The organism is Streptomyces sp. Tek67B01 (genome assembly GCF_055231995.1).
In genome coordinates this window covers 2,562,101-2,584,498 of record NZ_JBUYUY010000001.1, presented here as the reverse complement: position 1 = coordinate 2,584,498, position 22,398 = coordinate 2,562,101, and the positions used below count along the sequence as shown (strand labels likewise).

Sequence of the window (22,398 nt, the reverse complement as noted above, 5' to 3'; positions counted from 1 at the left end):
GGCGCACGGGACGGTTGATATTGAGGAGGATCGATCTTCGATGGAGGTATTGCAGCTGGTGGCCCTGGTGGCGGGCAGCGCGGTCGTCGCCGGGGTGGCCCGCCGCACACCGGTGCCGGCGCCGCTGCTGCTCGTTGCCGCCGGCCTGATCGCCTCGTACGTCCCGGGCGTGCCGTCGTACGCCCTCGACCCGCACATCGTGCTGCCCCTGCTGCTGCCGCCGCTGCTGTACACGGCTTCCATGGAGAGCTCGTACCTGGACCTGCGGGCCAACGTACGGCCGATCGCGCTGCTGTCCGTGGGGTACGTGATCTTCGCGACGCTCGCCGTGGGGTACGCGGCCTACCTGCTGGTGCCCGGCCTGACACCGCCGGTCGCGCTGGTGCTGGGCGCCGTGGTCGCACCGCCGGACGCGGTGGCGGCGACGGCGATCGCCCGGAAGCTGGGACTGCCGAACCGGATCACGACCATCTTGCAGGGTGAGTCCCTGGTCAACGACGCCACCGCGATCACCGCCTACAAGGTGGCGCTGGCCGCCGTCGTCGGCGTCGGCGCGGGCTGGGCCGGCGGAATCGCGGAGTTCCTGCTCGCGTCGGTGGGCGGCGTCGGGGTCGGGCTGGTGCTGATGGTGCCGATCCACCTGCTGCGCAAGCGGCTGCGGGAGCCGCTGCTGCAGAACACCCTGTCGCTGCTCATCCCGTTCGTGGCGTACGCGGCGGCCGAGCGGGTCCACGCCTCGGGCGTGCTGGCGGTGGTGGTGGTCGCGCTGTACCTGGGGCACCGCAATTGGCAGGTCGACTTCGCGACCCGGCTCCAGGAGGCCGCGGTGTGGAAGGTGATCTCCTTCGTGCTGGAGTCGGTGGTCTTCGCGCTGATCGGCCTCCAGCTGCCGGTGGTGCTCAAGGGGCTCGCGGAGTACGAGGGGCCGCGCGCGGCCTGGTACGCGCTGGCGGTGTTCCTGGCCGTGGTGGTGGCGCGCTTCGTGTGGGTGTTCCCGGCGACCTTCGTGCCGCGGCTGCTGTCCGAGCGCATCCGCCGGCGGGAACCCGAGGTGAACTGGAAGGCGCCGGTCATAGTGGGATGGGCCGGCATGCGTGGGGTGGTCTCGCTGGCCATCGCCTTCTCCGTGCCGATAAGCGTGCCGCACCGGAACCTGATCCTGTTCCTGACCTTCACCACGGTCATCGCGACGCTGGTGGTGCAGGGGCTGACCCTGCCGCCGCTGATCCGGCTGCTGCGGTTGCCGCCGCGCGACCTCCAGGCGGAGACGCTGGCGGAGGCCCAGGCGCAGAGCGAGGCCTCGCGCGCGGCGGAGGACAGGCTGGACGAACTGCTGGCGGAGCCGCGCAACGCCCTGCCGCCGCCGCTGGCCGACCGGCTGCGGACGGTACTGGAGCGGCGGCGCAACGCGGTGTGGGAACGGCTCGGCGAGACCAACCCCGTGACCGGGGAGTCGGCGGACGACATCTACCGGCGGCTGGCGGGGGAAATGATCGAAGCCGAGCGGGAGGTGTTCGTGACGCTGCGCGACCGCCGGCGGATCGACGACGAGATGCTGCGGGTGCTGCTGCGCCGGCTGGACCTGGAAGAGGCCGCGGCCTACCGGGAGGAGTCGGCCTGAGCCGGGCCGGACGGGTCGGGAGCGCCGGTGACGACCGCGGCGAGGGTGGTGCCGCGGGGGAAGGCGCCCGCCGCCGTCAGCTCCGTCAGGGCCCACAGCAGCTTCGCGACGTAGACCCGCTCGACCGGGACGCCGTGGCGCGCCTCGAATCCGGCGGCGAAGGCCTCTAGCTCGGCGGGGACGCGGGCGTAGCCGCCGTGGTGGAAGCCCTCGGCCAGCGTCCAGTCGCCTGCCGGGCCGCCGAAGGCCTCCCGCTGGAGGGAACGTATCTGCGCCTCCAGAAAGCCGCCCGCCAGCACCGGGACGCCCACGGCCCGCCGGCCGGCCCCGAGCCCCGCCGCCAGGCCGGCCAGGGTCCCGCCGGTCCCGCAGGCGACGGCGACGACATCGGCCCGGCCGCGCAGCTCGCGGCCCAGGTCCGCGCAGCCGGACAGGGCGAGGGCGTTGCTGCCGCCCTCCGGGATCACGTACGCGTCGTCGGCCCCGGCCGCGGCGAGGAGCCCGGCCAGCACCTCGGGCTCGGTCTTGCGCCGGTAGTCCGAGCGCGAGGCGAAGCTCAGCCGCATCCCGTCGGCGGCGCAGCGGGCCAGTGACGCGTTCAGCGGCCGCCCGGCCAGCTCGTCCCCGCGCACCACCCCGACGGTCGCCATCCCGAGCAACCGCCCGGCCGCCGCGGTGGCCCGCAGGTGGTTGGAGTAGGCCCCACCGAAGGTCACCAGCCCGGGATACCCGCCCCGCACGGCGGCCCGCAGATTCGGCGCGAGCTTGCGCCATTTGTTCCCGGGCAGCTCCGGGTGCACGAGGTCGTCCCGCTTGAGCAGCAACCGCACCCCGTGCCGCTCGAACCCGTCGTCGCGGACCTCCCGCAGGGGGGACGGCGGTCGCGGCTCCAGGAGGACGTCAAGGCGCGCGGTGCGGTTCACCCGTCCATTGTCACGTCAGGCGGAGGTGGAGGCGGATGTCCGGGCGGCCGTCGCCGACGCCCGGGCGGCTATTTCAGGCGGTCGGCCACGCGGGCGCGGAACCAGTCCATCGTGAATCCCTTCGGGTCGATCTTGCCGGGCTGCCATTCGAGGTGGCCGATCACCGAGCGCTCGCACCAGCCGTGGACCCGGCACACCGCGGCCGCCGCCTTGGCCATCGCGTCCAACTGCACCTGCGGCCACGGGTCGTCGCCGCTGCCGAGGTTCTCGCACTCGAAGCCGTAGAAGTAGCGGTTGCCGTCGGTGTCGGCCTCGTTGTCGGGCGGGAGCCGCTTCTCCGCGATCACCGCCGCCAGGACGTCGGAGTCGCCCGCGCCCGCGTGGTTGGCGCGGCCGTAGCCGACCAGGTGGACACGGCCGTCCTTGGTGATCACGCCGTGGCACAGGGGGCCGGGAAGCTCCTCGTCGCCGTCGCGGCAGAGCGAGACGGTGTAGGCGGTGCCGTGCGTGACGGTGTGGTGGATCATCACGCCGTGCACCGGGCCCCAGGGCCCCTTGTGGTTGCGGTTGTGGGTGCGCCAGGCGCCGACCTCCACGACGGTCAGGCCTTCGTCCCGCAGCGCTTCGATGAATCGGTCCGCGGACATGGGTGCGGACATGGCCGCCTCCTTTGCCATACGGGACGGTCACCTCGCGTGGCCGTCTCGTCACGTACCGGTGTAGTGGAGGCGCCCCGTCCGGGCTAGTGCGTTCGTACGGCGAGCGAGCGGAACCGGCCAACCGGACCGATCCCCGTCGTCCTCCATGGGCGGCCCATGAGGGTGCCCACGTCGCGTATGGAGTAGTCCCACCCTTTTGTGTAATGGTCCCATTACGTTCCGTACTGAAAGCTGGAGCCGCAGATCCATGGAGTGATCGAAAGGGAAACACATGTCGGTCCAGGCAGGTTCCGAGTCCGAAGCACAGGCCCAGACCCCCCAACGGAGTCTTGGCACTTCGGCCGCGCGGAACTTGGCAACCACGACCAAGTCCGCGCCGCAGATGCAGGAGATCACCTCGCGGTGGCTGCTGAAGATGCTTCCGTGGGTGTCGGTGCAGGGCGGCACGTACCGGGTCAACCGGCGACTGAGCTACTCCGTCGGCAACGGCATCGTGGAATTCATCAAGACCGGGACCCAGGTGCAGGTGATCCCGGCGGAGCTCGGTGAACTCCCGCTGCTGCGCGACTACGAGGACATCGACGTCCTCACCGAACTCGCCGCCCGGTGCCGGCAGATCGACTTCGAGCCCGGCCAGGAGCTGACCTCCTTCGGCAGCGCCTCCGAGGAGGTGTTCCTCCTCGCCCACGGTCGCATCGAGCAGGTCGGCCCCGGCCCCTACGGCGAGGACGCGGTGCTGCGCACCGTCGCGGACGGCGCCTTCTTCGGCGAGGACGCCCTCGTCGACGAGGAGTCGATCTGGGAGTACACCGCCCGAGCGGTCACCTCCGGAACCGCCCTCGTCCTCTCCCGCCAGGACTTCCAGCTCCTCGCGGACCGGGTCGACTCCCTGCGCGCGCACGTGGACCGGCAACGCGCGCTGCCGCCCCAGCGCACCAACAAGCACGGCGAAGCCGAGATCGAGCTCTCGGCCGGCCACCGGGGCGAAGCCGTGCTGCCCGGCACCTTCGTGGACTACGAGGCGCGCCCGCGCGAATACGAACTCTCCATCGCACAAACGGTTCTCCGGGTGCACACGCGCGTCGCCGACCTGTACAACCACCCGATGAACCAGACCGAGCAGCAGTTGCGGCTCACGGTCGAGGCGCTGCGCGAGCGCCAAGAGCACGAGATGGTCAACAACCCGGGCTTCGGACTGCTCCACAACGCCGACTACGACCAGCGCATCCAGCCGCACGACGGCGCGCCCAGCCCGGACGACATGGACCAGCTGCTCAGCATGCGGCGCGGCTCGAAGTTCTTCCTCGCCCACCCCAAGGCCATCGCGGCCTTCGGGCGCGAGTGCAACAAGCGCGGCCTCTACCCCGAGTCCATCGACGTCGGCGGCAACCGCGTGCCCTCGTGGCGGGGCGTGCCGATCTTCCCCTGCAACAAGATCCCGATCAGCGACGCCCGGACGACCTCGATCCTGTGCATGCGCACCGGCGAGGACGAGTCCGGCGTGATCGGCCTCCACCAGCCCGGCATCCCGGACGAGATCGAGCCCAGCATGTCGGTGCGCTTCATGGGCATCAGCGAGCAGGCGATCATCTCCTACCTCGTGACGGCCTACTTCTCCGCCGCGGTCCTGGTGCCGGACGCACTCGGCATCCTGGAGAACGTCGAGATCGGCCGCTGGCGCTGAGCCGGCCGGCTCGGGGCACGACGGGGCACACGATGGCGACGACCGACGCGGTCACCACGGGCGAGGGCCAAGAAGCGGCCGCACTGCTGGAACGCACGAGAGAGGCGGTCCATCCGAGCCTGCGCCGGGCGGTCGAGGGCCTGCCCGGCTACATGCGGCGCGTGGCGATGTACCACTTCGGTTGGGAGAACGCGGACGGCACCCCGGCCACGGCCGGCGCGGGCAAGGCGATCCGCCCGGCCCTGGTCCTCGCGGCGACGCGGGCCCTGGGCGGACCGGACGGCGGTGAGCAGGAGCACGCCGTACGCGCGGCGGTCGCCGTGGAACTGGCGCACAACTTCACGCTCCTGCACGACGACGTCATCGACAAGGACGTCAGGCGGCGCGGCCGCGCCACGGCCTGGACCGTCTTCGGCATACCGGACGCGATCATCACGGGTGACGCCATGATGGCGCTCGCGCTGAGGCAACTCGCGGAGGACCCGCACCCGGCCTCGGCGGCGGCCGCCGCCCGGCTCGCGACCTGCGTCATCGAGCTCTGCGCCGGGCAGCAGGCGGACTGCGCCTTCGAACAGCGACCGGACGTCTCCGTCGACGAGTGCCTGAGGATGGCCACCGCCAAGACCGGGGCCCTGTTGGGCTGCGCCTGTGCGCTGGGCGCCCTGTACGCGGGGGCCGGGCCGGACCGGGCCGACGCGATGGACGCCTTCGGTCGGGAGGCGGGACTGGCCTTCCAGCTGATCGACGACCTGATCGGCATCTGGGGGGACCCCGGGCACACAGGAAAGCCCGCCGGGGCCGACCTGATCGCCCGCAAGAAGTCCCTCCCGGTCGTCGCCGCCCTCACCTCGGGCACCGCGGCCGGGGCGGAGCTCGCCGAGCTGTACGCCGGGCCCATGACCGGGGACGACGTACGCAGGGCGGCCGACGCGGTGGACCGGGCCGGGGGCCGCGACTGGGCGCAGGCCCACGCGGCGGACCGGATGGGCCGGGCGGTGCAACAGTTGTCGCGGGCCGTACCGGACCTGGGGGCGGCGGGCGGCCTGCTGGCGCTGGCGGAGTTCGTCACGCGCCGCACCAGGTGACCGCGTAGGACCGCGGGGGACAGGCCTGTTCCGGCACCGCACGGTGCCGGAACAGGCCTGTCCGTGTACGGGCCCCAACTCTAGGATCACTCACGGTTGTTGCGACGTGAGTGAGGGATGGGTTCCGTGGTGTTGGAGATACGTAAGGCGGATCAGTCGGACCGGGACGCGGTGGCCCGGCTGCTGGACGAGGCGTTCCGCGACGACCCGGTGAGCAGCTGGGTCTTCCCCGACCCGGAGCACCGGGCGGCGGTCCACGGGAAGTTCCTCGGCGTGTTCGTCGACGTGGCGCTGGCCCAGGGGCGGATCGACTACGCGGCCGACGGCTCGGCGGCGGCGCTGTGGTTGCGGATCCCGGCCGGGGAGCACGAGGGGGAGGCCGCCGAGGACGACGTCCCGGCGAGGATGCGCGAGGTGGCCGACCCGGACAACGAGCGCTGCGAGTTGGTCGGCCGGTTGACGGGCGAAGCGCACCCCACCGCCGAGGAGCACGAGTACCTGCTGATGATCGCGGTGGCGCCGGGGCGGCAGGGCGAGGGGCTGGGCACGGAGCTGATGCGGCCGGTGCTGGAGCGGTGCGACCGCGAGGGCGTACCAGCGTACCTGGAGGCGAGCAGCGAGCGCAGCAAGGCGCTGTACGAGCGGCTCGGGTGGCAGTTCACGGGCACGGCGGTGCGGCTGCCGGACGGGCCGCTGATGTGGCCGATGTGGCGCAAGCCGCAGCCGTGACGCTCCCGCCCCGCCGGACGCGCCGAACCGGCCTACCGTGGAGGTATGGCCGGTGACGAGCGACAGGGCACGGGGGCGGCGGACGCTCCGCCGGTCGGACACGAGCAGGAGTCGTGCCCGACCTGCGGGCGACCCGTCGAGCGGGTGATCGTCGGGCGGCGCAAGTCCCTCGGGATCTTCGTACCGCAGTGGGGTCCGGGGCCGTGCCGCGCCCCCGACTGCCCCCGGTACACGCCGTAGGTTCGGACCGGGGGGTCAGCCCCGGTCCGAACCCACGGCCCGAACGGGCTCGGTGGGTGGGTTCCGGGTCAGCTCTTGGTGCCCAGGCCGGAGGCGACCAGGCCGTTCGCCCACAGCTGGTTCACCCGGGAGCGCTCGGTGCTGTTCGGGTACGGGTTCGTGCAGGAGGTGCCCGGACCGCCGCCCGACATCAGCTCGCTGCACGGGCCCGAGTAGTGGTCCGGGAGGCCCAGCACGTGGCCCGTCTCGTGCGCGGTCACCCGGGTCGAGTCGTACTGCTGGTTCTGCGCGTAGTCGAGGAAGATGTAGCCGCGGCCGTGGCCGTCCGTGCTCGCGTACGAACCCCGCGAGTCGTTGCCCTCGTAGTACGAGAAGTTCCCGCCCGAGGACACCTCCTGGAGTTTGACGTTGGACACCGAGCCGTTCCAGATCTGCGTGGAACGGGCTATCACGGTACGGAAGCTGGGCGCGTTGCGGGTGTTGTAGGTGACGGTTACGGACTTGAGGCCCGGGCTCGCGGCGCGCTGCTCCGCGACCGAGCGCTGGACGGCGTCGAAGAAGGCCCGGTTGGCGGCCTGGTTCTCCTGCGAGCGCTCGTAGGCGGCGTAGGTCGTGGGGTTGCCGGACGGGGCCGGGGCGGCGCCGGCGGTGGGGGCGAGGCCGACCAGGGCGGCTGCCAGTACGAGACCGATGGTGGCGGCCGGAACGGCCGTACGGGAGTGGCGCATGTGGGGGAGCTCCTACTCATCCGGTGGGGGGTGGGTGGTTCGAACCGGAGTCTGAGGGAGCGCGGGTGCCGGGCGGATGATGTCAGCCACCGATAACACCGGGCTATCGGTGGGTTTTCGGCAGGCCAACTTCCGCGAAATTGGCGGGATTCGGGGGGATACCTGTGGCTGGTGCGGCTGCCAGGGGCCGTCTTACTCTCTGGTCATGGAGCTTGAGGTGAGGCACCTGCGCGCACTGTGCGCCATCGCCGACGCCGGCAGCCTGCACAAGGCCGCGCGGCAGCTCGGCGTGAGCCAGCCCTCCCTCACCACGCAGCTCCGCCGGATCGAACGGGCCTTGGAGGGCGAGCTGTTCCTCCGCGAGCGGACCGGCTGCCGGCCCACGCCGTTCGGCCGCACCGTACTGGGCCGGGCCCGTCCCCTGCTGGCCGAGATGGCCGCCTTGGTCGCCGACGCCCGCGCGGTGGCCCGCGGGCCGCGCCTGCGGATCGGCTCGACGGCCAGCAGGGCCCTGCCAGGCTGGTTGCGCAGATTGCACCGGCGTGCGCCCGAGACGGAAACCTCGCTGGTGGTCGACGTGTCGGCCAACGCCCTGCTGCGGATGGTGGAGGCGGGCCGGCTGGACGTGGCGTTCGTGCACGAGGTCGAAGGGTGTCCGCTGCGGGTGCCGCCGGGCCTGGAAGTGCGCGTCCTGATGGAGCGCGAGCCGCAGTTCGTGTCCATGTCCCGGGACCATCCCGCCGCGCGCAGGCCGGTGGTGGAGTTACGGGAACTCGCCGCGGACCGCTGGACGGTCGACCCGTCGGTGGACGGCGAGTGGGACGGCTTGCGGCGGGTCTTCGCGGGCGCCGGCGTGGACCCGCCGGTGCTGCACGCCGACTACCACACCGCGGCGTCGCTGATCGTCTCCGGCGAGGCGGTCGCCCCCTGCCAGCCGACCTCCGTCCCCCGCGACGACATGGCGATCCGGCCGCTGTCGGGAGACCCCCTCGCCGTACGGCTGCTGCTGGCGAGCCGGCCGGGCGTGCACGACGAGGTGTACGAGGACCTCCGCGCCGCCTATCGCGAGGCCGCCCTGCGCACCCCGCCCTACCGGGCGTGGCTCCACCACCACGGAAGCCCGCTGCTGGCCGCGTAGCCCGCGCCCGGCCCCTTCGCGTCGACTCGCCCGCCCCACCCTTTCCGTCACCTTCTTCTCCCCTCCGCCCACCTCGCCGGACCGCGTCCGGTCCTCGTGCTGCCCGCCCGCGCGTCCCACCGCCGCCGCGTGGCGGCCGCTTGACTTCGCCGACCCGCGATATATCGTGTTCTGAAGGAGACGCGATATGTTGCGAGCGTCGAGCCCGTCCGTGCGCCCACGAGGAGGATCAGAACCATGGCAGAGCAGATGACGTGGTCCGTCGCCGAACCGCAGAAGCTCACCTACGAGCAGCCGGTGAGGGAACTCCGCGTCCGCGTCGTCGGCGGCACCGTGAACGTGGTCGCCGCCGCCGACGAGGGCCCCGCCCGGCTCGAAGTGGCCGAGGTCAGCGGGCCTCCCCTGCACGTCGTACAGGAGGGCGGAACGCTCACCCTCTCCTACGAGGACCTCCCCTGGAACGGTTCCCAGGGCTTCAAGAAGTGGTTCGAGGGCAAGCCGTGGAAGGCCTGGTCCGGCAGTTCCGCCGACGGGCGCAAGGCCTGGGAGCGCAGCGCCACCGTCACCCTCACCGTCCCCGCCGCCACCGTCGTCCAACTGGCCACCGTCAGCGCGACCACCTTCGTCTCCGGCATCAGCGGTGCCACCGACGTCAACGGCGTCAGCGGCGACACGACCCTGGTGGGGCTCTCCGGCAAGGTGAAGGCCAACACCGTGTCCGGCAGCGTCGAGGCGCAGTCCGTGACCGGCGAGTTCGCCTTCCACTCCGTCTCCGGTGGCCTGACCGTCGTCGACGGGGCCGGCGGCAGCGTACGGGCCGACTCGGTCAGCGGTGACATGCTCATCGACCTCGTACTCGACCCGGCCGACGCGCGCCCCGTCGACATCTCCCTGAACTCCGTCTCCGGACAGGTGGCGATCCGCCTCCCGCACCCCGCCGACGCCCGCGTGGAGGCCAACACCGCCACCGGCGGCGTCTCCAACGCCTTCGAGGACCTGCGGGTCACGGGGCAGTGGGCCGCCAAGCGGATCACCGGCACGCTCGGCGCCGGCACCGGGACGCTGCGCGCCACCACCGTCTCCGGCGCCATCGCCCTGCTGCGCCGCCCGGCGGCCGACAGCCCCGAGGCCGCCACCCCGCTCGCGCTCGACAAGAAGGTGCTCTGACATGCCGCCCGTCTTCGCCCACGGGCGTCTGCGCCTCTACCTGCTCAAGCTGCTGGACGAGGCCCCGCGCCACGGGTACGAGGTGATCCGGCTGCTGGAGGAGCGCTTCCAGGGGCTGTACGCACCCTCCGCGGGCACGGTGTACCCGCGCCTGGCCAAACTGGAGGCGGAGGGTCTCGTCACGCACGCCACCGAGGGCGGGCGCAAGGTGTACTCCATCACCGAGGCGGGACGCGCCGAACTCGCCGACCGGGGCGGTGAACTCGCCGACCTGGAACTGGAGATCCGCGACTCGGTCTCCGAACTGGCCGCCGAGATCCGCGACGACGTCCGGGGCGCCGCGGGGGACCTGCGGCGCGAGATGCGGGCGGCGGCCGCCTCGGCGACGGCCACCCAGGTCGAGGACGAGGGGTGGAAGGCGGCCAAGGAGGAACTCCGCAAGGCGAAGGCGGAGTGGAAGGAGCAGGCGCGGCGAGCGAAGGACGAGAGCCGCCGGGCGCGCGAGGAGGCGCAGCAGGCGCGCCGCCAGGCCAAGGAGGCCCAGGAGCGGGCGCGCGAGGAGGTCCAGCGCATCGCCGGCCAGTTGCAGGAGCAGTTCGCCAAGTCCGGCGGGGTGCTCGGTAGCCTGGCCGGGGCGTGGCTGGGTGGCTCGGGTGGCCACGGGGCGGGTGCGGGAGCGGGTGCCGGTACGGGTACGCACGCGGGTGCGCCGACCGCCGGGGCGGGGGCCGACTGGGCCGAGGACCTGGCCCCGACGGCCGACCCCGTCCGGGACCTGGACCGGCTGCTTGACCGCTTCCGCGACGACATCCGGGACGCGGCCCGTGACCACGGGGTGTCCCCGGCGCAACTGGCCGAGGCCCGGGCCCATCTGGGCGCGGCGGCGGGCCGGGTGACGGCGGCGCTCCGCCCGGACCAGGCGTAGGGCCGGCCCACGGCGCGACTGGGCCGGGGGCGGCCCCCTCGCTGCGCTCGGGGCTCCCCGGGGCTCCGCCCCAGGCCCCGTGCCTCAAACGCCGGCGAGGCTGGGTAGTGCCGCTGGGGCTGGGTTGGGGCTCCGCCCCGGACCCCGCGCCTCAAACGCCGGCGGGCGGGGCCCGGGCGGGAGGTCAGAGCGTGAGGACGATTTTGCCGAAGAGGTCGCCCGAGGCGAGCTTTTCGAAGCCCTCGCGGGCGCGGTCCAGGGGGAGGACCTCGTCGATGACGGGACGGACGCCGGTGGCCGCGCAGAACGCCAGGAGGTCCTCCAGCTCGTCCTTCGAGCCCATCGTGGAGCCGACGACCTTCAGCTCCAGGAAGAAGATCCGCGTCAGCTCCGCGTGCGCGGGCCTGTCGCCGCTCGTCGCGCCGGAGATGACCAGCGTGCCGCCCGGGCGCAGGGACTTCACCGAATGCGACCAGGTTGCCGCGCCCACCGTCTCGATGACGGCGTCCACGCGCTGAGGCAGCCGCGCGCCCGGCTCGTACGCCTCCACCGCGCCCAGCTCCACCGCGCGCTTGCGCTTCGCCTCGTCGCGGCTCGTCGCGAAGACCCGCAGGCCGGCCGCCTTGCCCAGGACGATCGCGGCGGTGGCGACGCCGCCGCCCGCGCCCTGCACGAGGACGGAGTCGCCCGGCCGCACCCCGGCGTTGGTGAACAGCATCCGGTAGGCCGTCAGCCAGGCCGTCGGCAGACAGGCGGCTTCCTCGAAGGACAGCTCGGCGGGCTTGCGCAGCACGTTCCAGGCGGGGACGGTCACCTGCTCCGCGAAGGTTCCCTGGTAGCGCTCGGTCAGGATCGACCGGGGCTCGTCCGGGCCGACTCCGTGGCCGCTCTGGCCGATCACGGAGTGCAGGACGACCTCGTTGCCGTCCTGGTCGGTCCCGGCGGCGTCACAGCCGAGGATCATCGGGAGTTTGTCCTCGCCGAGGCCCACCCCGCGCAGCGACCACAGGTCGTGGTGGTTGAGGGAGGCGGCCTTGACGTTGACGGTCACCCAGCCGGGGCGGGCCCCGGGAGCCGGGCGCTCGCCCAGTTCAAGGCCGTTCAGCGGCTGGTCGCGGTCGATTCGGGCGGCATAGGCAGCGAACATGCCGCGACGCTACCGCCCGGTAGCGCGAGGGGCCACCCCTGTCGGTGCGCCGGGGGTGAGGCCTTCGTCGCAGTCCTACGCCGGCCGACGCGAGAGGGGTGGGAACCGGACAGGGGTCTTTCCGCGTCTGGAACGGGCGGCGCGGCGCGTCCGTTCGGAAGAAATGCCCCGCTCCTCAACTGCCACTCTTACCAGCCGGTTTGATGTTTCCGAGCGGCGAACCGGAATGTCAGGAGAGCCCGCGATCGGGGTAACATTCTGGCCATGCGGCGCGCTCGCCATGAGCCTGTCATTGGCGCCGCGGTTCTCTTCGTGTGGTCGGTGCGTCGCTTTCCCGCGCGTCCGTGCCCACGACAGGCGCGGCGACCCCTCCCGGTTCGGGGGCCAGGAGGGTGCGTCCGCGGCCCGGTGTCCGTCATGGGGGAGCAGGGAACAACCGGAAACAGGGGGAAACGGGAAGGGCCCGGCCGGATGGATCATCAGGCCGGGCCCTTGCCCGTACGTCACACGTGCGAAACGGCGATCAGGCCAGGCGGGCCACGCCGTCCGCCTTCGCGGCGGCGGCGACCGCGGCCGCGACGGCCTCGGCGACGCGCTCGTCGAACGGCGACGGGATCACGTAGTCGGCGGCGAGCTCGTCACCCACGACGCCCGCGATGGCGTCGGCGGCGGCGATCTTCATGCCTTCGGTGATCCGGGTCGCGCGGACCTTGAGGGCGCCCGCGAAGATGCCCGGGAAGGCCAGCACGTTGTTGATCTGGTTCGGGAAGTCCGACCGGCCGGTGGCCACGACCGCCGCGTACTTGTGCGCGACGTCGGGGTGGACCTCCGGGTTCGGGTTGGCCATGGCGAACACGAAGCAGTCCTTCGCCATGGTCGCCACCGCCTCCTCGGGGACCGTGCCGCCGGAGACGCCGATGAAGACGTCCGCACCGACGAGGGCCGCTTCCAGCGGGCCGGACTGACCGGTCTTGTTCGTCAGGCCCGCGATCTCGGCCTTGACGTCCGTCAGGTCCGAGCGGTCCGCCGAGACGACGCCCTTGCGGTCGGTGACGCACACGTCACCGATGCCCGCGTCCACCAGGATCTTGGCGATGGCGATGCCCGCCGCGCCGGCGCCCGAGATCACGGCGCGCAGGTCGCCGAGGGTGCGGCCGGTCAGCTTCGCCGCGTTGCGCAGGGCGGCCAGCGTCACGATGGCCGTGCCGTGCTGGTCGTCGTGGAAGATCGGGATGTCCAGGGCTTCCTGGAGCCGGCGTTCGATCTCGAAGCAACGGGGGGCGGAGATGTCCTCCAGGTTCACCCCGCCGAAGGACGGCGCGAGGCGGATGACCGTCTCGATGATCTCGTCCGTGTCTTTGGTGGCGAGCGCGATCGGGACCGCGTCCACTCCACCGAACTGCTTGAACAGGATGGCCTTGCCCTCCATCACCGGGAGGGAGGCCTCGGGACCGATGTCCCCGAGGCCGAGCACGGCCGTGCCGTCGGTGACGACGGCGACCACGTTGGACTTCCACGTGTACTCGTTGACGAGTTCCGGATTCTCCGCGATGGCGCTGCAGACCTTCGCCACGCCGGGCGTGTACGCGAGGGACAGGTCGTCCTTGTCGCGGACCGGCACGGTGGCCTGCACGGCCATCTTGCCGCCCCGGTGCAGTGCGAACACCGCGTCGGGGTTGTTGTCCGTCACGCTGTCGCTGCGAGGATTGACGATCTCCGCTGCCACTTGTTTGACCCCTTAAGTCTTTAATCGTTGAGGGTGACCACTCCTGGTTAAGGGGTGGGCGGGCACCGCGTCCGTCTCCGCGTCGACGGGTTCGGCCCGCCTCCGCGAAGGGGAGGTTCGTACGCGCGGGCGCGCCGCACGCGCGCCCTGAGCCCCGGATGAGGGGTGTAAGGATCTGTTCTACCTGAAAAACGGCCCCTCGGACGAGTCGATTGCCTCACGTTCGCAGGCCTTCTGCCCCGGTTTCGGAGGAAAGTCCGGACGTTGGTGTCCGATAGACGAGACCGGCAGTAAAAACTGCGGTCAAAAGCCCTGGTGGCAGTGCATAGTGCGGCCACGCAGCCCGCTCGCCGCAGTCCTGTTGGGAACCCGAGGTCGCCCGTTATCCGATTTTGACCTGACGGCCACCCTGAATGTCGCGGTCCGAATGGCAAGATGCCGTAATCACACAAGGTCGCTGCACTCGATGGTGCGTGCCCGACCGTTCTCGGATGCTTTTTTCCCCACTGCCGGAGGAACCAGCTCATGACCGCAAGCACCACCCGTCGTACGACCGCCGCACGGTCCCGGATCGCCGCGGTCGGCGCGATCGCGGTCGCCGGCGCCCTGGTCCTCACCGGCTGTGGCGACCAGACCAAGGGCGGCTCGGGCGACAGCGCCTCGACCGGCACCAAGTCCAGCAGCGCCCCGCTCTTCTCGGCCCTGCCGAAGAAGATCCAGGACGCCGGTGTCATCAAGGTCGGCACCGACTCCGCGTACGCCCCGATGGAATTCGTCGAGAACGGCAAGATCGTCGGTGTGGACCCCGACATCGCGGACGCGCTCGGCAAGCAGCTCGGTGTGAAGGTCCAGTTCACCGCGGGCACCTTCGACGGTCTGATCACCTCGATCTACACCGGCCGCGAAGACGCGATCATGTCCTCCATCACGGACAACAAGCAGCGCCAGGAGGGCCTGGACGACAAGGGCCAGAAGATCGGAAAGGGCATCGACTTCGTCGACTACTTCTCCTCCGGTCTCTCGCTCCTGGTCAAGAAGGGCAACCCCGAGGGCATCAAGACCCTGGACGACCTGTGCGGCAAGACCGTCGCCGTCCAGCGCGGCACCACCTACGAGGACGAGTTCAAGAAGCAGGCCGACAAGTGCGGTGACAACAAGCTCACCATCCAGGCCTTCGACACCGACGCCGAGGCGCAGACCCGCGTCAAGGCCGGCGGCGCCGTCGCCGACCTGAACGACTACCCGGTCGCCGCGTACACCGTGAAGACCTCCGGCGGCGGCAACGACTTCGAGATCGCCGGCCAGCAGACCGGCGTCGGCCTCTTCGGCATCGGCGTCAGCAAGGACAACACGCAGCTGCGCGACGCCCTCAAGCAGGCTCTGGACGCCGCCATCAAGGACGGCTCCTACGGCAAGGCGCTGGAGAAGTGGAACGTGCAGGACAGTGCAGTCAAGTCCGCGACGGTCAACGCCGGTCAGTAAGTCCCGCGCTCCACGCTCCACTGAAGGGCAGTCATTGTGACTGACAAGATCGACAAGGGTCCGGCCGCAACCCCGCCGGCCGGACCCGGCGCCTCGGGAACCCCGTACGAGGCGATCAAGGCAATTCCCGTACGGCACTACGGCCGCTGGATCAGCGGCGTCATCGTCGTCGCGCTCCTGGCCTGGCTCGTCTACGCCTTCTCCCAGGGCAACGTCATCTGGGCGACGGTCGGCAACAAGCTCTTCGACCCGGCCGTCCTGAGCGGCCTGTGGAACACGGTGCTCATCAGCGTCGCGGCCATGGCGCTGGGCCTCGTGCTCGGCATCGTCTTCGCGGTGATGCGCCTGTCCAACAACCCGGTGACCAGCGCCGTCTCCTGGCTCTACATCTGGTTCTTCCGCGGCACCCCGGTGTACGTCCAGCTGCTGGTGTGGTTCAACCTGTCGCTGATCTTCGAGTACATCAACCTCGGACCGATCTACAAGAACTACACCGTCGCCGTCATGACCCCGTTCATGGTCGCCCTGCTGGGCCTGGGCCTGAACGAGGGCGCCTACATGGCGGAGATCGTCCGGGCCGGCATCCAGTCCGTCGACGAGGGCCAGACCGAGGCCGCGCACGCGCTCGGCATGCCCCAGACGAAGACCATGCGCCGGATCGTGCTGCCGCAGGCGATGCGGGTGATCATCCCGCCGACCGGCAACGAGTTCATCAACATGCTGAAAACCTCCTCACTGGTTTCGGCCGTGCAGTACACGGAACTCCTGCGGGCCTCGTCGAACATCGGGAACACGGCCGGTGCCATCATGGAGATGCTGTTCGTGGCATCCATCTGGTATCTGGCCCTGACCAGCGTGTTCAGCGTCGGCCAGTACTACCTGGAGCGCCGCTTCGCCCGAGGTTCCACGCGGAGCCTGCCGCCGACGCCGTTCCAGCGCCTGCGTGCCAACCTCAACATGTTCCGCCGTACGGAGGTCGCGCGATGACCGCCCAGCCGATGGTCAAGGCAGAAGGCGTCCACAAGTCGTACGGCGCCGCCCACATCCTCCGGGGCATCGACCTCGAAGTCGCCCCGCGCGAGGTCTTCTGTCTGGTCGGCCCGTCCGGCTCCGGCAAGTCGACCTTCCTGCGCTGCATCAACCACCTGGAGCGCATCAACTCCGGGCGGCTGTCGGTGGACGGGCAGCTGGTGGGCTACCGCCAGAAGGGCGACAAGCTCTACGAGCTCAAGGACAGCGAGGTCGCGGCGCAGCGCCGCGAGATCGGCATGGTCTTCCAGCGCTTCAACCTGTTCCCGCACATGACGGCCATCGAGAACGTCATGGAGGCCCCCGTCCAGGTCAAGGGCGAGAGCAAGGCGGTGGCGCGCGAGCGCGCCGTCAAGCTGCTCGACCGCGTCGGCCTCGGCGACAAGGGCGGGAACTACCCCTCGCAGCTCTCCGGCGGCCAGCAGCAGCGGGTGGCGATCGCCCGTGCGTTGGCCATGGAGCCCAAGCTGATGCTCTTCGACGAGCCCACCTCGGCGCTCGACCCGGAGCTCGTCGGCGACGTCCTGGACGTCATGCGGGACCTGGCCGAATCGGGCATGACCATGATCGTGGTGACCCACGAGATGGGCTTCGCCCGCGAGGTCGGCGACAACCTCGTCTTCATGGACGGCGGTGTGGTGGTCGAATCCGGCCATCCGCGCGAGGTCCTGGGCAACCCGCAGCACGACCGGACGAAGGCCTTCCTGTCCAAGGTGCTGTAGCCGACCGCGGCCGGCCACGGCCGCGGTGGGTGCCTTCGGCAGGCGAGAGGGGCGGTACGGAAACCCGTACCGCCCCTTTCGCGTTGCCTTGCGGCAGCTCGGGAACCACCGGCGGACGCGGTCCGTAATACTTCCGGTACCGCACGTGGGACCGAGCCGGCCGGTGCCCCTGGCCGCGCTCGCGAGCCGGCGCGGCCGTCATGCCGCAATACGGTAATACCCTTGTAGCTGTCTCAGTTGTTACAGGGAACTTCCTCCGCAGCCATAAGGACTACAAGTGGAACTGGCCCATTACTCGGACTACGCCGTGCGCCTGGTCAACACCGAGGAGCCGGCCCGCAACAAGGATTCCCTCACCTCCGTGGACGCCGTGCGCGCGCTCTTCGGCCCCGGGGTGCAGGCCGCCCGCCGCGTGACCGACGCCGACGTCACGCGCTTCCGCAACGTCCGCGGCCGGCTGCGCGCCGTCTTCGAGGCCGCCGACGGCGGCGACCACGTGCTCGCCGTCGACCTGCTGAACTCCCTGCTCATGGAGTTCCCGGTCAGCCCCCAGGTGACCGGCCACGACTCGATCGGCGAGGACGGCCGCCCCCACTGGCACATCCACCTGGCCGACCACCCCTCGAACGCCTCCGCCGGGTACGCCGCCCTCGCCTCCTTCGGGCTGGCCTTCCACCTCACCGAGCACGGCCCCGACCGCCTCGGCCTGTGCCAGGCACCGCCCTGCCGCAACGCCTACCTCGACACCTCCACCAACCGGTCCCGGCGCTACTGCTCCGACCGTTGCGCCACCCGGGCGAACGTGGCCGCCTACCGGGCCCGCAAGCGGCTGGAGGCCGAGCAGTCGGCCCGCAGCGGCCGCAGCGCCGAAGCCCCCCAGGACAGCCACGCCCTCAGCGAACGCCGACCGCCCGGGAGCGGTCGCAGCCGCAGCACGGCCGTCGCCAGCACCAGCTCCTCGGGCACCGTCCCGTAGTCGGTGCTGTCACCGGTCGCGTTGTACGGGTTGTCGCCGAGCACCCACCAGCCGCCCGGCCGCCGCTCCACCGCCCGCTTCACCACCAGCAGGTCCTGCTGGAAGGGATGGCGCAGCACCACCACGGCCCCCGGGCGCACGACCGCCCCGTAGCGGACCAGCAACCGGTCCCCGTGCAGCAGGGTCGGGACCATCGAGGGTCCCGACACCTCGGCGAGCCCGAACCGCGCGTCCGGGCGCTTCTTCTCCACCATGTACGACCTCCTCGTCCCTCCCGCATGCTGCCGCACGTCCCCGTACGTTCGCTCACCGCGCTCGGCGCGACGCTGGACTTTTGTCCGAAGCCCACGGGGGCGCCCGCGAATTCCGCTTTCCAAGCGAGTAATCTCGCCCTTGAGAAGACGATCACGAGGAGGACAAACTCCATGCTTTCCCGCCTCTTCGCCCCCAAGGCGAAGGTCTCCGCCCACTGTGACCTGCCGTGCGGCGTGTACGACCCTGCCCAGGCCCGCATCGAGGCCGAGTCCGTCAAGGCCGTTCAGGAGAAGTACCAGGCCAACGACGACGCCGACTTCCGCGCGCGCGCCATCACCATCAAGGAGCAGCGCGCCGAGCTGGCCAAGCACCACGTCTCGGTGCTGTGGAGCGACTACTTCAAGCCGCCGCACTTCGAGAAGTACCCGCAGCTGCACACCCTGGTGAACGACACCCTCAAGGCCCTCTCGGCCGCCAAGGCGTCGAACGACCCGGCGACCGGCCAGAAGGCCCTCGAACTCATCGCCGAGATCGACCGCATCTTCTGGGAGACCAAGGCCGCCTGATCCGGGCCCCGGCCCGCTGAAGGAAGCCCGATGACGAAGGGGCCCGACCGGTGACGGTCGGGCCCCTTCGTCATGAGCGCGCCGGCGCGCACGGGTGGTACCGCCTGCCCACCGGTGCCTACTCGTCGTCCTCGGCGTCGTCGAGGCGGGCCAGCCAGGTCGCCAGGCGTTCCACCGGGACCTCGAAGTCCGGGTTCAGGTCGACGAAGGTGCGCAGCTGCTCGGCGAGCCACTCGAAGGTGACCTCCTCCTCGCCGCGCCGCTTCTCCAGCTCCTCGATGCCGCGATCGGTGAAGTACAAGTCCGGCTCCGTGTGACGTGGTGACGTGATGGGGGTGTTTCCCGCCAGGATAATCCGCGTATCACAGACACCTCCCGTCCTCCCCGCCCCCGGCGCTAGCCTGGATCGTCTCGACCTGAGGGGGACAGGGGATGCCGGACGGGCGCACGGGCGGCTCCGCGCGCGCCTTCGAGCTTCTGGAACCCCTCGTCAAGGCGGCAACCGTGCGCGTCCACGCGCCCGTGGACGGGTATGGAACCCCTGGGACCGGCCCGACCTGGGGGAGCGGCTTCTTCATCGCCCCCGGCTGGGTCCTCACGTGCGCGCACGTGGTCGGCGAAGGGGGTGCTGCGGTGCGTCTGGTGGGCCGGGAGGTCGGCATCACCTTCTCCGTCGCCGGCGGCCCCCGGGAAGCGGCGGGTACCGGGACGGTGGCGGGGCGCGTGGAGTGCGTACTGCCCGAGCGGCTGGAGGAGCGCCGGCCCGCCCCGCGGGCCTTGTGGGACCTGCCCGACCTCGCGCTGGTACGGGTGCTCGCGCCCATCTCGCACGCCTGCGTCTGGCTGACCGACCGGGCCAGGCCCCGCCTCGAAGAGGCCGCCTACTTCGGCGCCACCGAGGACCTCGGGGTCCGGGAGATCACCGGCCGCACCACCCGGCTGCGCGGAACCGCCGCGAACGGCGCCGCGATCCGCCTCGGTGACGACGACGACATCGAACCCGGCATGTCGGGCGGCCCCCTGGTGGACCTGGCGCGCGGCGAGGTCATCGGGATCGTCAAGGCCCGCCGGCAGACGGGCGGCGGGGGGATCGCGGTGACGGTGGCGCAGTTGCGGACCCTGCCGACGGGCACGACCGGGCAGGTCGGCCTCTACCGGCGGGTGATGCAGGGCCACGACCTGTACCACTACGACCAGCACGTCAGCGATCTCGACAGTCGCCGCACCTGGACGGACGTGCACGACGAGCTGCCCTCCGAGGACGACGACGCGCCCGGCGGACCGGAACGCCCCACCCGGCTGAGCCGCCTCACCCGCCTCACCCCCGGGGAACGCACCACCCTGTGCGGGCTGCTCGCCGAACTGCCGCCGCCCGGCTCCTCCGAGGCGGTCCGGGCCCTCGTAGAGGCGGCCCGCGGCGAGGAACCCGACACCGGCTTACCGGCCCCGCTGACCTGGCGCGACGGGCTGGGCCTGCTGCACGACCCGCCGGGCGCGGGAGGCGAGGCCGCCGCGATGCTCCGCTACGCCACCGACGTCAGCGTCGCCGACCACCGCGAGCCGCCGTCGCCCGGCGCGGACGAGGAACTCTGGGACTGGGTGCGGGCGACCGCGGCGCGGCTGTGGCGGCCCCTGCGGCGCGAACTGGGCGAGCGCTACGAGCGCGGCCTCGCGGAGCGCGAACGGCGTCGGCGCGCCGTCGCCGGGCGCCTGGCGCACGGCCCCTTCCGGCCGGCCGCGGGGGCGCCCCCCGGGCCGTCGGTCCTGCTGGAGACGTGGGCCCACGTCTGGGAGGACGTCTACGACTGGCGGGTCTCCGTCCTGGCCGGCCCGGCCCGTCCCGGGGACGCCACCCCCGTGGCCTCCGGCAACCGGGTCACGCTGGCGGCCCTGCCCGAGGCGGTGCGGGCACCGCTCGCCGAGGGGTTCCGGCGGTGCGACACCCACGAGGCGGTCGCCCTGCTGGAGGTCGTGGTGGCGGAGGAACTGTTCGGGCTGCCGGTGGACGAGTGGACGGTGTCGGGCGGGGTCCCCGTCGGTGTACAGCGGCCGGTCGTACTGCGGTACCCGGGCGGTGACCCGCCCGCGCGGGCCGCCGAGCGGTGGGCCCGGGTGCAGACAGGACCGCTGCTGGGCCCGCGGGCCGACTGCTCGCGCGGGCGCAAGTGGCGCCCGGCACCCGGATGGCTGGCCGGCCTGGTGGACCAGACGGTGCCGGTGCTGTGCCGGGCCGCGGGAGAGGACCCGACGCGCGGGGTGCTGCACGAGGCGCGGGACGCCGGGTACGGGGTGGTGGCCTGTCGGCGGCCCCCGGCCGATCCCCGGGTGTCCTGCGAGCCCTTCCACCGCGGCCTGCGCGAGGAACTGGTCGACGCCGGGGGCGGAGCGGCCCTGCCGGCCCGGCTCCAGGCGCTGCGGGGACGGGCGTACGGGTCCGACCCGGACGCCTACTGGGCGGTGGGGGCGGCGCTGCTGTGGCAGGACCCGCAGCGCCCGCTCCCGGAGGACGAACCGCTACAGGGGGACCTGTGAGGGGCCGGCGGCCGAACACCGCCGGATCGACGGGAGGGGCGCGCACATGACCGAGGAGTGGCTCATCTACCGGGGCGTCGGGGAGCCCCACGACGGCATCGACGCCCTGCCGGACCCGCCGCCCTGGCGGGACTTCGACGGCGGCCCCGTCGAGGACGGCCCGGGGGCCGCGGGCCCCGCCGACGGGAACGTGGCCCGCCGCCTCGGCGCGCACCGGCAGGCCGCCGAGTCGCACCGCCCCGAGCCCGAGGAGCTGGAGGCCGTCAACGCCGCCCTGTACCTGCGGCGGCCCCTGCTGGTGACCGGCTATCCGGGGACCGGCAAGTCCACCCTCGCGCACGCCGTCGCCCACGAACTGAAGCTCGGCCGCGTCCTGCGCTGGCCCGTCGTGTCGCGCACCGTGCTCCAGGAGGGCCTCTACCGCTACGACGCCATCGCCCGCCTCCAGGACGTACAGATCGCCGCCAGTGGCGGGACGGCCCCCGACGGGGCGCCCGGGATCGGCAAGTACATCCGGCTCGGACCGCTGGGGACGGCGCTGCTGCCCACCACGCGCCCCCGGGTGCTGCTCATCGACGAACTCGACAAGAGCGACATAGACCTGCCCAACGACCTCCTGAACGTACTGGAGGAAGGGGAGTTCACCCTGCCCGAGCTGGAACGGGTGGCGGACTCCGAACCGGAGGTGCGCGTCCTCACCGACGACGGGACGAAGGTGACCGTCCGGGACGGGCGCGTGCGCTGCCGGGCCTTCCCCTTCATCGTCCTGACCAGCAACGGCGAGCGGGACTTCCCGGCCGCGCTGCTCAGGCGGTGCATCCAGCTCAAGCTCGGACAGCCCGGCGAGAAACGGCTCGCCACCATGGTGCGGGCGCACCTGGGGGAGGAGGCCGCCCAGCTGGGGGCCGAGCTGATCCGGGAATTCCTCAGCCGCTCGCAGTCCGAACTGGTCGCCGCCGACCAGCTCCTGAACGCGATCTACCTGACCCACTACGCCGCCCCGCCCACCCGGGAGGACCTCGCCGACCTGCTCATCCAACGCCTCGACCGGCCGAGGTGAGGCC

At 71.8% G+C, this 22,398-nt stretch carries 21 protein-coding genes and 1 pseudogene; 15 read left to right on the top strand and 7 right to left on the bottom strand.

The genetic code is table 11. The features are described 5' to 3' along the window. Positions 1-40 precede the first annotated feature (40 nt). Entirely contained in the window at positions 41-1,621 is a 1,581-nt protein-coding gene (locus tag ACV7NM_RS11340; RefSeq protein WP_463410184.1) for a Na+/H+ antiporter, read from the top strand. Here ACV7NM_RS11340 and ACV7NM_RS11335 read toward each other — a convergent pair. Together ACV7NM_RS11335 and ACV7NM_RS11330 are read right to left on the bottom strand one after the other, a co-directional pair. Further along, positions 1,600-2,544, bottom strand: a complete 945-nt coding sequence (locus ACV7NM_RS11335; RefSeq protein WP_463410183.1) for a 1-aminocyclopropane-1-carboxylate deaminase/D-cysteine desulfhydrase — start codon at positions 2,542-2,544, stop codon at positions 1,600-1,602. The genes ACV7NM_RS11340 and ACV7NM_RS11335 overlap by 22 nt on opposite strands. A 68-nt stretch (positions 2,545-2,612) precedes the next feature. Further along, positions 2,613-3,203 carry an N-acetylmuramoyl-L-alanine amidase gene (locus ACV7NM_RS11330; RefSeq protein WP_463410182.1) on the bottom strand — a complete coding sequence of 197 codons (591 nt, stop codon included), beginning with the start codon at positions 3,201-3,203 and terminating at the stop codon, positions 2,613-2,615. A gap of 271 nt (positions 3,204-3,474) precedes the next feature. On the opposite strand from ACV7NM_RS11330, the gene ACV7NM_RS11325 reads away from it, so the two are divergent. From ACV7NM_RS11325 to ACV7NM_RS11310, 4 genes are all read left to right on the top strand, one after another. Further along, positions 3,475-4,887, top strand: a complete 1,413-nt coding sequence (locus tag ACV7NM_RS11325; RefSeq protein ID WP_463410181.1) for a family 2B encapsulin nanocompartment shell protein — start codon at positions 3,475-3,477, stop codon at positions 4,885-4,887. A gap of 32 nt (positions 4,888-4,919) precedes the next feature. Continuing rightward, the gene (locus ACV7NM_RS11320; RefSeq protein ID WP_463410180.1) at positions 4,920-5,972 is read left to right on the top strand and encodes a family 2 encapsulin nanocompartment cargo protein polyprenyl transferase; all 1,053 of its coding nucleotides are present in this window, start codon (positions 4,920-4,922) and stop codon (positions 5,970-5,972) included. A gap of 126 nt (positions 5,973-6,098) precedes the next feature. Next, on the top strand, positions 6,099-6,701 hold the full coding sequence (locus ACV7NM_RS11315; RefSeq protein ID WP_463410179.1) for a GNAT family N-acetyltransferase: 603 nt from the start codon (positions 6,099-6,101) through the stop codon (positions 6,699-6,701). Between the two features lie 45 nt (positions 6,702-6,746). Continuing rightward, positions 6,747-6,941, top strand: a complete 195-nt coding sequence (locus tag ACV7NM_RS11310; protein WP_463410178.1) for a hypothetical protein — start codon at positions 6,747-6,749, stop codon at positions 6,939-6,941. Between the two features lie 68 nt (positions 6,942-7,009). On the opposite strand, the gene snpA is transcribed toward ACV7NM_RS11310, so the two are convergent. Next, on the bottom strand, positions 7,010-7,669 hold the full coding sequence (gene snpA / locus ACV7NM_RS11305) for a snapalysin (protein WP_463410177.1): 660 nt from the start codon (positions 7,667-7,669) through the stop codon (positions 7,010-7,012). Positions 7,670-7,874: 205 nt separating this feature from the next. Between snpA and ACV7NM_RS11300 the strand changes: the two genes are divergently transcribed. From ACV7NM_RS11300 to ACV7NM_RS11290, 3 genes are all read left to right on the top strand, one after another. After that, on the top strand, positions 7,875-8,807 hold the full coding sequence (locus tag ACV7NM_RS11300; protein ID WP_463410176.1) for a LysR family transcriptional regulator: 933 nt from the start codon (positions 7,875-7,877) through the stop codon (positions 8,805-8,807). A 237-nt stretch (positions 8,808-9,044) separates the two neighbouring features. Beyond that, on the top strand, positions 9,045-9,974 hold the full coding sequence (locus tag ACV7NM_RS11295) for a DUF4097 family beta strand repeat-containing protein (RefSeq protein ID WP_463410175.1): 930 nt from the start codon (positions 9,045-9,047) through the stop codon (positions 9,972-9,974). Position 9,975: 1 nt separating this feature from the next. Then, positions 9,976-10,899, top strand: coding sequence for a PadR family transcriptional regulator (locus tag ACV7NM_RS11290; RefSeq protein WP_463410174.1), 924 nt, complete (start codon positions 9,976-9,978; stop codon positions 10,897-10,899). A 184-nt stretch (positions 10,900-11,083) separates the two neighbouring features. Here ACV7NM_RS11290 and ACV7NM_RS11285 read toward each other — a convergent pair whose 3' ends face one another. Then, positions 11,084-12,046, bottom strand: coding sequence for a zinc-binding dehydrogenase (locus ACV7NM_RS11285; RefSeq protein ID WP_463410173.1), 963 nt, complete (start codon positions 12,044-12,046; stop codon positions 11,084-11,086). 523 nt (positions 12,047-12,569) lie between these two features. Then, the gene (locus ACV7NM_RS11280; protein ID WP_136215058.1) at positions 12,570-13,772 is read right to left on the bottom strand and encodes an NAD(P)-dependent malic enzyme; all 1,203 of its coding nucleotides are present in this window, start codon (positions 13,770-13,772) and stop codon (positions 12,570-12,572) included. Positions 13,773-14,297: 525 nt separating this feature from the next. Here ACV7NM_RS11280 and ACV7NM_RS11275 point away from each other — a divergent pair. From ACV7NM_RS11275 to ACV7NM_RS11260, 4 genes are all read left to right on the top strand, one after another. Beyond that, positions 14,298-15,254: an ABC transporter substrate-binding protein gene (locus tag ACV7NM_RS11275; protein WP_463410172.1), complete on the top strand. Its 957-nt coding sequence runs from the start codon at positions 14,298-14,300 to the stop codon at positions 15,252-15,254. A 36-nt stretch (positions 15,255-15,290) separates the two neighbouring features. Continuing rightward, positions 15,291-16,241, top strand: coding sequence for an amino acid ABC transporter permease (locus ACV7NM_RS11270; RefSeq protein WP_463410171.1), 951 nt, complete (start codon positions 15,291-15,293; stop codon positions 16,239-16,241). Continuing rightward, positions 16,238-17,005 (top strand): amino acid ABC transporter ATP-binding protein, encoded by a 768-nt coding sequence (locus tag ACV7NM_RS11265; RefSeq protein WP_136215062.1) that lies wholly within the window; start codon positions 16,238-16,240, stop codon positions 17,003-17,005. The genes ACV7NM_RS11270 and ACV7NM_RS11265 overlap by 4 nt, the downstream gene beginning before the upstream one ends. Before the next feature lie 277 nt (positions 17,006-17,282). Beyond that, positions 17,283-17,981, top strand: a complete 699-nt coding sequence (locus ACV7NM_RS11260; RefSeq protein WP_463410170.1) for a CGNR zinc finger domain-containing protein — start codon at positions 17,283-17,285, stop codon at positions 17,979-17,981. Positions 17,982-18,001: 20 nt separating this feature from the next. Here ACV7NM_RS11260 and ACV7NM_RS11255 read toward each other — a convergent pair. Next, positions 18,002-18,175: pseudogene (locus ACV7NM_RS11255) on the bottom strand (S24/S26 family peptidase); the annotation flags it as partial. Positions 18,176-18,406: 231 nt separating this feature from the next. On the opposite strand from ACV7NM_RS11255, the gene sodN reads away from it, so the two are divergent. Next, a complete protein-coding gene (sodN, locus tag ACV7NM_RS11250) occupies positions 18,407-18,802 on the top strand; it encodes a superoxide dismutase, Ni (RefSeq protein ID WP_136215065.1) in 396 nt (131 codons plus the stop codon). A gap of 118 nt (positions 18,803-18,920) precedes the next feature. Here the strand turns inward: sodN and ACV7NM_RS11245 are convergent, their stop codons facing one another. Next, positions 18,921-19,103, bottom strand: coding sequence for a DUF6104 family protein (locus ACV7NM_RS11245; RefSeq protein ID WP_136215066.1), 183 nt, complete (start codon positions 19,101-19,103; stop codon positions 18,921-18,923). A 131-nt stretch (positions 19,104-19,234) separates the two neighbouring features. On the opposite strand from ACV7NM_RS11245, the gene ACV7NM_RS11240 reads away from it, so the two are divergent. Then, a complete protein-coding gene (locus ACV7NM_RS11240) occupies positions 19,235-21,334 on the top strand; it encodes a VMAP-C domain-containing protein (RefSeq protein WP_463410169.1) in 2,100 nt (699 codons plus the stop codon). 46 nt (positions 21,335-21,380) lie between these two features. Further along, entirely contained in the window at positions 21,381-22,394 is a 1,014-nt protein-coding gene (locus tag ACV7NM_RS11235) for an AAA family ATPase (protein WP_463410168.1), read from the top strand. Positions 22,395-22,398: the final 4 nt, after the last annotated feature.

What these genes read in the sequence shown, in the direction of transcription:
- ACV7NM_RS11310 (WP_463410178.1), top strand. Translation starts at nt 6,747, where the DNA reads ATGGCCGGTGACGAGCGACAGGGCACGGGGGCGGCGGACGCTCCGCCG.
- ACV7NM_RS11240 (WP_463410169.1), top strand. Translation starts at nt 19,235, where the DNA reads ATGCCGGACGGGCGCACGGGCGGCTCCGCGCGCGCCTTCGAGCTTCTG.
- ACV7NM_RS11330 (WP_463410182.1), bottom strand. Translation starts at nt 3,203, where the DNA reads ATGTCCGCACCCATGTCCGCGGACCGATTCATCGAAGCGCTGCGGGAC.
- sodN (WP_136215065.1), top strand. Translation starts at nt 18,407, where the DNA reads ATGCTTTCCCGCCTCTTCGCCCCCAAGGCGAAGGTCTCCGCCCACTGT.
- snpA (WP_463410177.1), bottom strand. Translation starts at nt 7,669, where the DNA reads ATGCGCCACTCCCGTACGGCCGTTCCGGCCGCCACCATCGGTCTCGTA.
- ACV7NM_RS11320 (WP_463410180.1), top strand. Translation starts at nt 4,920, where the DNA reads ATGGCGACGACCGACGCGGTCACCACGGGCGAGGGCCAAGAAGCGGCC.
- ACV7NM_RS11235 (WP_463410168.1), top strand. Translation starts at nt 21,381, where the DNA reads ATGACCGAGGAGTGGCTCATCTACCGGGGCGTCGGGGAGCCCCACGAC.
- ACV7NM_RS11285 (WP_463410173.1), bottom strand. Translation starts at nt 12,046, where the DNA reads ATGTTCGCTGCCTATGCCGCCCGAATCGACCGCGACCAGCCGCTGAAC.
- ACV7NM_RS11290 (WP_463410174.1), top strand. Translation starts at nt 9,976, where the DNA reads ATGCCGCCCGTCTTCGCCCACGGGCGTCTGCGCCTCTACCTGCTCAAG.
- ACV7NM_RS11295 (WP_463410175.1), top strand. Translation starts at nt 9,045, where the DNA reads ATGGCAGAGCAGATGACGTGGTCCGTCGCCGAACCGCAGAAGCTCACC.
- ACV7NM_RS11265 (WP_136215062.1), top strand. Translation starts at nt 16,238, where the DNA reads ATGACCGCCCAGCCGATGGTCAAGGCAGAAGGCGTCCACAAGTCGTAC.
- ACV7NM_RS11340 (WP_463410184.1), top strand. Translation starts at nt 41, where the DNA reads ATGGAGGTATTGCAGCTGGTGGCCCTGGTGGCGGGCAGCGCGGTCGTC.
- ACV7NM_RS11300 (WP_463410176.1), top strand. Translation starts at nt 7,875, where the DNA reads ATGGAGCTTGAGGTGAGGCACCTGCGCGCACTGTGCGCCATCGCCGAC.
- ACV7NM_RS11325 (WP_463410181.1), top strand. Translation starts at nt 3,475, where the DNA reads ATGTCGGTCCAGGCAGGTTCCGAGTCCGAAGCACAGGCCCAGACCCCC.
- ACV7NM_RS11275 (WP_463410172.1), top strand. Translation starts at nt 14,298, where the DNA reads ATGACCGCAAGCACCACCCGTCGTACGACCGCCGCACGGTCCCGGATC.